The sequence below is a fragment of the Kitasatospora sp. NPDC091257 genome, from assembly GCF_044757675.1.
GTDB lineage: Bacteria > Actinomycetota > Actinomycetes > Streptomycetales > Streptomycetaceae > Kitasatospora > Kitasatospora lactacystinica.
Genome location: NZ_JBIVVI010000313.1, coordinates 1 through 8041, shown reverse-complemented (window position 1 = coordinate 8041; position 8041 = coordinate 1). Strand labels below are relative to the sequence as shown.

Here is an 8041-nt window from a genome sequence, read left to right as displayed (position 1 = left end):
GGCGGCATGGGGGTCCTCCACGGAAGGTGGTGCGGTACGGCTTCGGGCGTCAGGTGTCGGGCTCCGGGCGGTCGGAGCCGGGGTGCGTGAGCGGGGGCGTGTGATCGGGGGCGTGTGATCGGGGGTGCGATGTGCCCCGGGGGTCAGCGGCGGTGGTCGTAGGCGACCGGCAGCCGGTTCACTCCGCGCGCCAGGACGGCGGGAACCCAGGCCAGGTCCGCCAGACCGTCGCCGGGCGCCTCGGCCGGGCGCAGGCCGGGCAGCCGGGTGAGCAGGGTGGCGAGGGCGACCTGGAGCTCGGCCCGGGCGAGTGCGGCGCCGGGGCAGTAGTGGATGCCGTGGCCGAAGGCCAGGTGGGCGTTGGGGGTGCGGTCCAGGTCGAGGCGGTCGGGATCGGGGAACTGCTCGTCGTCGCGGTTGGCGGCGCAGAGCGAGATGATCACGGAGTCGCCGGCCGGGACGACGGTGCCGAACAGGTCGCTGTCCTCGGCGAAGAACCGCCAGGTGGTGAGCTCGAACGCGGCGTCGTGGCGCAGCAGTTCCTCCATCGCCCGGGCGAGTCGGCCGGGCTCGTCGATGCCCTCGCGCAGCCGGGCGAGCTGCTCGGGGTGGCGCAGCAGGGTGACCAGCATGGTGGTGATCTGGTTGGTGACCGGCTCCTGCCCGGCGACCAGCAGCTGGAAGACCATCGAGTCGAGCTCCGCGCGGCTCAACTCGCCCGCGTCATGGGCGTGGACGAGCCGGCCCAGCAGGTCCTCCCGGGCCACCCAGCCGGGCTCCCGGAAGTCGACGCGCTTGCGGGCGACGACATCGGCGATGTACGTCTGGAGGCCGCGCAGCCGTGCCTCGTACGCCGGTCGGCCGGGGTCCTGCGGGCCGACCGGCTGGACCACCTTGCCCCAGTCCCGGTCGAAGCGCTCGGCCAACTCGGGCGGCAGGCCGATGACTTCGGAGAGCACCCGGAAGGGGTAGTGGGCCGCGAAGCCCGCCACCAGGTCCGCGCCGCCGGACTGCGGCAGTTCGTCCACCAGCGCGTCGGCCAGCTCCTGGAACCGGGGTCGAAGCGACTCCACCCGGCGCGGGGCGAAGGCGTCGAGCACGAGCCGGCGCATCGAGGTGTGCTTGGGCGGGTCCTGGTGGAGCAGATGGACCTGGAGCTGCGAGTGCTGCGGCTCGGGCATGATCGACGCGAGGCGGCGCCAATTGTCGTTGCCCAGGCTGTGGTTCTTGCCCAGGCGGGGGTCGTTGAGGGCCGCGTGGGCGGCCCGGTGGCCGGTGACCAGCCAGGCGTGGATGCCGCTCGGGAACTCCACCCGGTGCACCGGCCCGGCCTCGCGCATCCGCCGGTAGAGCGGGTACGGGTCGCGCTTGTACGCCGGGCCGTACAGCGGGACGGGGGAGGGGAGCCGGTCGTACCCGTACGGGCAGCGCGGGGCGTCGTCGTCGGCGGCCGGGGCGGTGGACGTTTCGGTGATCGTGTCGGGGCTCGTGTCGGTCATCTGAGGGGTCCTTCGATGCGGGGCGGTGCGGGGCGATGCGGTGTGTTGTGGCGTGCCGTGGGTGCGGGCGACGCGGGGCGGTGTCGTGCGGGGTGGTCAGGCCTCGGGGCGGCGGTGCAGGGCGAGCAGGGCGACGGCGGTGGCCGCGACCAGGGCGGCCAGGGCGATCCCGGCGCGCGTCCCGGTGGTGTCGTGGGGCGCGGCGAGAGCGGCGGCGGTGCCGAGGGCCGGGCCGAGCGCGAAGCCGAGGCTGCGGGCGAGTTGGACGGCGGAGCCGGCGGTGGCGAGCTTCCCGGGCGGGGAGGAGGTCATCACCAGGGCCTGGGTGGGGCCGCCGTTGAGGCCCATCCCGGCGCCGGCGAGGGCGAGTCGCGCGGCGATGTCGAGGGCGGACCAGCTCGGGTCCAGCGGGGCGAGCAGGGCCAGGCCGAGGGCGGTGACGGCGGCACCGGTGAGCGCGGTCGGGCGGGCGCCCCAGCGGTCGGCCAGCCGGCCGCCGACCCGGCCGGCCAGCACCATGCCGAGCGGGAACGCCAGCATGGTGAGTGCGGTGGCGGTGGCGCTCTCGCCCCGGGGTCCGCGCAGGTGCTGGGCGAGCAGGTAGTGGCAGGCCGCGAAGCCGGCGGCGAGGGCCAGCACCGAGGCGTTGGCCCCGGCGGTCCCGGCGGCCCGAAGCACCTCGGCCACCGGCCGGCCGCCCGGGCGGCGCAGCCAGAGCAGCACCAGCGGTACGGCGGGCAGGGCGAGCAGCAGCCACAGCGGCGTCCGTGGGGCCAGGGTGAGCCCGAGCAGGGTGGCGGCCACGGCGGCGCCGATCAGCGCGGCGTCGCCGAGTGAGGACCGGTCGGGCGGTCGCAGCCCGCCGCGGTGCGGGGCGTGGCGCCGCACGATCAGGACGGCGGCCAGGCAGACCGGCAGCTTGACGAGGAAGATCGCCCGCCAGCCCAGGTGGTCGAGCAGCAGCCCGCCGAGCACCGGCCCGGTGACGGCGCCGAGCGGACCGAGCGTCGCGGGCACGCTCATCGCCCGGCCGCGCAGCTCGGGCCGGACGGAGGTGGCGGCGAGCACCGGCATCAGGACGAAGAGCACGGCTCCGAAGGCGCCCTGGAACAGCCGTGCCGCGATCAGCCACCCGGCCCACGGGGCGCAGGCCGCCAGCACGCTGCACAGGGCGAAGCAGCCGACGGCGAGCAGTAGGGCCGAGCGGGTGCCGACCTGGTCCAGCCATCGCCCGGCGGGCAACAGCAGCGCGACGAGCGGGAGTTGGTACCCAAGGGCGGCCCACTGGGCGACCCCGGGGGAGACGTGCAGGCCGGCTGAGATGTCGGTGAGCGCGAGGTTGACCACGTTCATGTCGAGCATCGCGACGAAGGACAGCAGGCCGGCGGCCACCACCAGGCTCCAGCGGTCCACCGGCTCGCGCTGATCGTTCGTCAGATTTTGGGTGGTCGGGGGTGGTTGCACTGTCATGAAGTCCCTCCGTCTCCCGTGCTGCCGGACCGGACGCCGCCTCGGCGGCGGGGTCCGGTACAGCAGTCGGTGGCGCAGGGGCTCCGGTTCCGAACACCTGGGGGATTTCTTGCGGGAGTGTGGTGCGGACGGTCGACGGGTGACAACTTTCAGCGGACAGATGACAGATTTCGAAATCTGTCATCTGTCCGCTGTCGGTTGTTCGCCGTCGGCTGCCGATCGTTCGCAGCCCGCCCGCCGACGGCCCGTCGTCCTCCCACCGCTCAGCAGGCGGTCGCGAGTTCCCCGGCCTCGGCGGCGCGCAGGCGGGCCACCAGTTCCTCCCGGGCGCGGGCGACCCGGGAGCGGACCGTTCCGACGGGGCAGCCGGCGACCTCGGCCGCCTCGGCATAGCTCAGGCCGACCACCTGGGTCAGCACGAAGGCCTCCCGCCGCTGGGCGGGCACCCGGTCGAGCAGATCGCCGAGCGCGATGCCGTCCTCGAACCCGGCCGTCGGTGTGCCACTCTGCCGCTCCGCCGCTTCCTGCCAGTCCGGCAGTGCCGCGCAGCGGGGCCGGGCGGCGGCCATCCGGTACCGGTCGATCACCGCGCGCCGGGCGATCGACAGCAGCCAGGTCCGGGCCGAGGAGCGCCCCGCGAACGCGGGCAGGCCGCGCAGGGCGCGCAGGAAGGTCTCCTGGGCGAGGTCGTCGGCGGACTGCACGTCGGTCAGGTGGGCGACGAAGCGCCAGACGTCCCGCTGGGTCGCCCGGACGAAGGCCTCGACGTCGGCCGCCCGTCCGGAGCGGGCGGTCAGTGCCAGTGCGGTGAGCTGGTCGTCATCCACGGTGGCCCCCCACCCGGCCGGTCCCGGCATCACAGCCGTGCGGGACGATGGTCATATGAGATGCGCGCAGTTTCGGACAGCTCTGTCCGCCCGGCTCGACGGCGAACCGAGCGGCCTGCCGGAGGCCCGGCTGGACAAGCACGTCGCGCGCTGCCACGGCTGCCGGGAGTGGCTGGCCCGGGCCGAACAGCTGCGCGCTCGGGTGCGGGCGGGCGCTGCCGACGGGCCCTCGCCCGAGTGGTCGGCCCGGCTGCTGGCCGGCCTCGGCGAGGACCGGCCGGGAGATCGTGCTCCGAACGGTCCGCAGGCCGCCGAGAGGTAGACGCGGCCACGGCGCCCGGAGGGGCGGGAACGGCGGGACGGGGGCGCCGGCCGGAGCTGGTGCGCCGTCGAAGTGAGGCATGGGAAGGTCCCGAGGGGAAGGCGGGGGCGGCACCGCGCAGCGCGGCACCGTCGGCGTCCGGGGGCAGCCGCGCGGCACGCCGGCCCTGAGGGGGCACGGCGGCGGACGCGGGCCCGCGCCCTGGCGGCACGACGGCACAAGCTTGGCCGTACGGCAGGGCGACCTGCCCGTCGCGAGAGCCCCGATGGCCGGGAGGCGGCCGGGGTGAGAAGGGTGCGGCGGGCGCGTCAGCAGGCGAGGGCGAACGCCGGCGGCCCACGCCGGACCACAGCATGCGTGAGCAGCACCGACCGGGGCGGCCGGGCCCGGTCGTCGACCGGGCGGGGCGGTGCCGGGGCCCGGTGGCCGAAGGGGCGCGCGAACAGCGCCAGCAGCGGGAGCAGCAGGGCCCCCGCGACCACCGAGCCGAGCGCGCCGAGCAGTTCGAAGAGCCGGACCAGTGCCGCGTCGCCGCGCCAGAGCAGGAGCGCACACGCCAGCGCAGCGAGCACGTGGGCGGCGGTCATCCCCGGCGACATGCCGTGGGACATCCCGTGCGCCATGTCGTGCGCCGGTCCCTGCGTCGACCCGCCGACCAGAACCTGCGCCGCGTCGTACGACCCGTCACCGTGGAACGTTCCGTCCGGCATCGTGTGCGGCCCCGTGGGCATGCCGGTCGTGCCTGCCATCCCGGTCGTCCCGGACAGGTCGGGGTGCACGGCCGTCGGGCCCGGTGCCCCGTGGTGCGTTCCCGCCGTCGGCCGCAGGCTGCCGGTGAGCGGCGGGACGTCCGGGTCGATGCCGGCCATCCGTGCCAGCTCGACCGGGGAGAGCCCGCCGGGCGCCCGGTCCGGGTTGCAGAGCAGGAGGGCGGCCCAGTCCGTGGCGGCGAGTCGGCCGAGGCCGCCGCCCCCTCGGGAGAGCGCCCCGGCCTGTTCGAACAGCTGGTGCAGCGCGGTCTGCGCCACGACCATCCAGAGGCTGATCACCCCGAGTCCGCGCCGCTTTCCGGCGAGCAGCCAGGTCAGCCCGAGGACCGCCCCGAACCCACCGGCCAGCACCCTCGGCGAGACCCCGGGCCCGGCCATGGCGACGTGCGCGGTGGCGGCCATCGCTACGCACAGCGCGGCGAAGACGACGGCGCGCAGCAGGCGGATCCGGTCGGTCATCACGATGGCACTCATCGTCGCACCCACCCTGCCCGGCCCGTACCGCACCCTCCGGTCATGGCCGGTTCTGTGCCGTGAGACCATGCCCGGCCGCTCGCCCCGTGGCCCGCCGGACCGCTGCCCGGACCGCTGCCCGGCCCGGCCCATCGGCCCGGCGCGCCGAACCGAGCCATCACTCGTACGACCATCGGGGCGGTTTGACAGCGCGCATTCCATACTCACTTAATGTGCAGCACCCAGTACGGTGCGTATCGGGACGACGTCGTTCAGAAGCAGGGAGGTCCGGCCTTGGAGACCCCGACGGATACCTCGGCGCCCATTGCCGACAGTGCCGAGTCCGCTGCCCCCACGGAGCCGACCGTCCCGCAGCAGGCGACGGCCCCGAGAGGGGCGGCGCCGACCGAGGCGGCTCCGGCCGAAGCCGAGGAACCCGCTGAGCGGGCCGAAGCCGCCGAGCCGGCCGCAACCGCCGAACCTGCTGAATCCGCCGCCCCCGCCGAGGCGACCGAACCTGCCGAGCGCGCCGAGGCCGCCGAGCAGAACGAGGCCGCCGAACAGCCCGAGGCCGCTGCCCCCGCCGAACCCGCCGAGCAAACCGACTCGCCGGAGGCCGCCGACCCCGCCGCCCCCGCGGACGCGGCCGAGCCCTCCACTCCGCCCGGCTCCGCGGACGCGGCCGAGTCCCCCGCCCTGGCCGAGGCCCTTGCCGCGCCCGGGTCCACAGACCTCGCCGACGCCCGCTTCTGGCAGTTGCCGGCCCCCGACCGCGCCGCCGCCTTCGCCGAGCTGCGCAGCCGCCCCGCCCCGGTGTTCTTCGGCGACCGCGCCTCCGGCCGGGGCTTCCATGCCCTGGTCCGCCACGCCGACGTGGTCGAGGCCAGTCGCACCCCCGCCGTCTTCCTCAGCGGTCCCGGCGTGACCACCCCCGTCCCGGCACGCTGGGTCCGGCTGCTGTTCGGCGACTCGATGGTCAACCTGGACGATCCCCGTCACGCCCAGCTGCGCCGGATCGTCTCGCGGGCGTTCACGCCGCGGCTGCTCGACCGGGTCGAGGAGGACGTCCGGCGGATCAGCACCGAGCTGGTCGACCGGATCGAGCGGGAGCGGCCGGAGGACTTCGTGACCGCGGTCGCCGCCGAGCTCCCGTTCCAGGTGATCTGCACCATGATGGGCATCCCGGAGCGGCCGCGCCGCACCATCCTCGACCTGGTCAACCGCACCTCCGAGGACATCGGGGTGGCCCGACCGCTGCGCCGCCGCCTGCGGGTGCCCGGGCGCGGGCTGCGGGCGCTCGCCCGGATGCAGGGCATCGTCGCCGGGATCGGCCGCCGGCGCCGACGCCGGCCGGAGGAGGACCTGATCTCCGCGCTGGTCACCGCCGACGTGGACGGCCGTCGGCTCACCGGGCGCGAGCTCGGCGCCTTCTTCAGCCTGCTGCTGGTCGCCGGGGTCGAGACCACCCGCAACGCGCTGGCCCACGGCCTGCACCTGCTGACCGTCCATCCCGAGCAGCGCGCCCTGCTGCTCGCCGACCTCGACGGGCTGCTCGGCGGCGCGGTGGACGAGATGGTCCGCCACTCCACGCCGATCATCCAGTTCAACCGGACCCTCGCCGTCGACCACGAACTGGGCGGACCCGGCGGATCGTTGCTGCGCGCGGGCGAGAAGGTCGCGCTGTTCTACGGCTCGGCCAACCGCGACGAGGAGGTCTTCCCCGACCCGGACGCCTTCGACATCACCCGCACGCCCAACCCCCACCTCGGCTTCGGCGGCGGCGGTCCGCACTACTGCCTCGGCGCGCACCTGGCCCGGCAGGAGATGACGGCGCTGTTCCGGGAGCTGTTCACCCGCCTGCCCGAGGTGCGGTCGGTCGGCGAGCCGCAGCTCGTGCCGTCCAGCTTCGACCACCGGGTCCGCTCGCTGCGCTTCACCTTCTGAGCCCCGGGCGACCCCGACCCGTCCGTCAGGTCGACCTGGACCTTCAGGCCGACCTGGACCTTCGGGCCGACCTGGACCTTCGGGCCGACCCGAACCCTCCGATCGATCCGACCCCCTGGAGCGGCCGGCGCTCCCGCACCCGGCTAATCGGTCGCCTCCCAGACCGCGTGGTCGTGCGCGAACAGCACGCGGTGCGGCTCGTGCTCCGCCATCCGGTCGAGCCAGGCCCGGTACTCGGGCAGCGGTGCGGCCAGGCCCTCGCGCGCCGCCCGCCGGGCGAGCACCGCCTGCCCGTACTGGGAGGCGAAGTCGTACGCCTGCCCGGCCAGCAGGACCGGGCCGCCGCCCGGGCGGTCGATCAGCAGTGACTGGTGGCCCCCGGTGTGGCCGGGCGTGGGCAGCACCCGCACGCCCGGCCAGACCTCGGCCTCGCCGTCGAGCTCGCGGTACTCGGCGCCGGGGAAGTCGACCAGTGCGTCGATGGTGTACCCGCCGCGCCGGGCGGTGGCCAGCTCCTCCGCCTGGACCAGGACGGGGGTGCCGGCGAACAGCGGGTTGCCGCCGCAGTGGTCGAAGTGCAGGTGGCAGTTGACTACCAGGTCGATGTCGTCGACGGCGACCCCGGCCGCGGCGAGCGCCTCCGGCAGCGGGCGGCGGACCGGGCGGTAGTGCGCCTCGGTCTCCGGCTCGCCGCCACCGATCCCGGTGTCGAACAGCAGCAGCCCCTCCGGACGCCGGACCAGGTACGCGAGCACC

Annotated in this window: 7 protein-coding genes; 2 read left to right on the top strand and 5 right to left on the bottom strand. The window is 75.4% G+C overall.

Annotation, left to right across the window (positions count from 1 at the left end; translation table 11 throughout):
• Positions 1-143 precede the first annotated feature (143 nt).
• The 3 genes from ACIQOV_RS16825 to ACIQOV_RS16815 form a co-directional block, all read right to left on the bottom strand.
• Positions 144-1499, bottom strand: a complete 1356-nt coding sequence (locus tag ACIQOV_RS16825) for a cytochrome P450 (protein ID WP_401049217.1) — start codon at positions 1497-1499, stop codon at positions 144-146.
• 96 nt (positions 1500-1595) lie between these two features.
• A complete protein-coding gene (locus tag ACIQOV_RS16820; RefSeq protein ID WP_401049215.1) occupies positions 1596-2969 on the bottom strand; it encodes an MFS transporter in 1374 nt (457 codons plus the stop codon).
• A 263-nt stretch (positions 2970-3232) separates the two neighbouring features.
• The gene (locus ACIQOV_RS16815; RefSeq protein WP_380537866.1) at positions 3233-3796 is read right to left on the bottom strand and encodes a sigma-70 family RNA polymerase sigma factor; all 564 of its coding nucleotides are present in this window, start codon (positions 3794-3796) and stop codon (positions 3233-3235) included.
• Positions 3797-3851: 55 nt separating this feature from the next.
• On the opposite strand from ACIQOV_RS16815, the gene ACIQOV_RS16810 reads away from it, so the two are divergent.
• A complete protein-coding gene (locus tag ACIQOV_RS16810; RefSeq protein WP_401049213.1) occupies positions 3852-4118 on the top strand; it encodes a zf-HC2 domain-containing protein in 267 nt (88 codons plus the stop codon).
• A gap of 308 nt (positions 4119-4426) precedes the next feature.
• On the opposite strand, the gene ACIQOV_RS16805 is transcribed toward ACIQOV_RS16810, so the two are convergent.
• The gene (locus ACIQOV_RS16805) at positions 4427-5362 is read right to left on the bottom strand and encodes a hypothetical protein (protein ID WP_401049211.1); all 936 of its coding nucleotides are present in this window, start codon (positions 5360-5362) and stop codon (positions 4427-4429) included.
• 675 nt (positions 5363-6037) lie between these two features.
• On the opposite strand from ACIQOV_RS16805, the gene ACIQOV_RS16800 reads away from it, so the two are divergent.
• Positions 6038-7285 (top strand): cytochrome P450, encoded by a 1248-nt coding sequence (locus ACIQOV_RS16800; RefSeq protein WP_401049219.1) that lies wholly within the window; start codon positions 6038-6040, stop codon positions 7283-7285.
• 143 nt (positions 7286-7428) lie between these two features.
• Here the strand turns inward: ACIQOV_RS16800 and ACIQOV_RS16795 are convergent.
• Positions 7429-8041, bottom strand: a 613-nt coding sequence (locus ACIQOV_RS16795) for an N-acyl homoserine lactonase family protein (protein ID WP_401049209.1), incomplete at its 5' end; no start/stop codon positions are given.

Coding starts and splice junctions, on each gene's coding strand:
- ACIQOV_RS16825 (WP_401049217.1), bottom strand. CDS start 1,499: ATGACCGACACGAGCCCCGACACGATCACCGAAACGTCCACCGCCCCG.
- ACIQOV_RS16820 (WP_401049215.1), bottom strand. CDS start 2,969: ATGACAGTGCAACCACCCCCGACCACCCAAAATCTGACGAACGATCAG.
- ACIQOV_RS16810 (WP_401049213.1), top strand. CDS start 3,852: ATGAGATGCGCGCAGTTTCGGACAGCTCTGTCCGCCCGGCTCGACGGC.
- ACIQOV_RS16805 (WP_401049211.1), bottom strand. CDS start 5,362: ATGAGTGCCATCGTGATGACCGACCGGATCCGCCTGCTGCGCGCCGTC.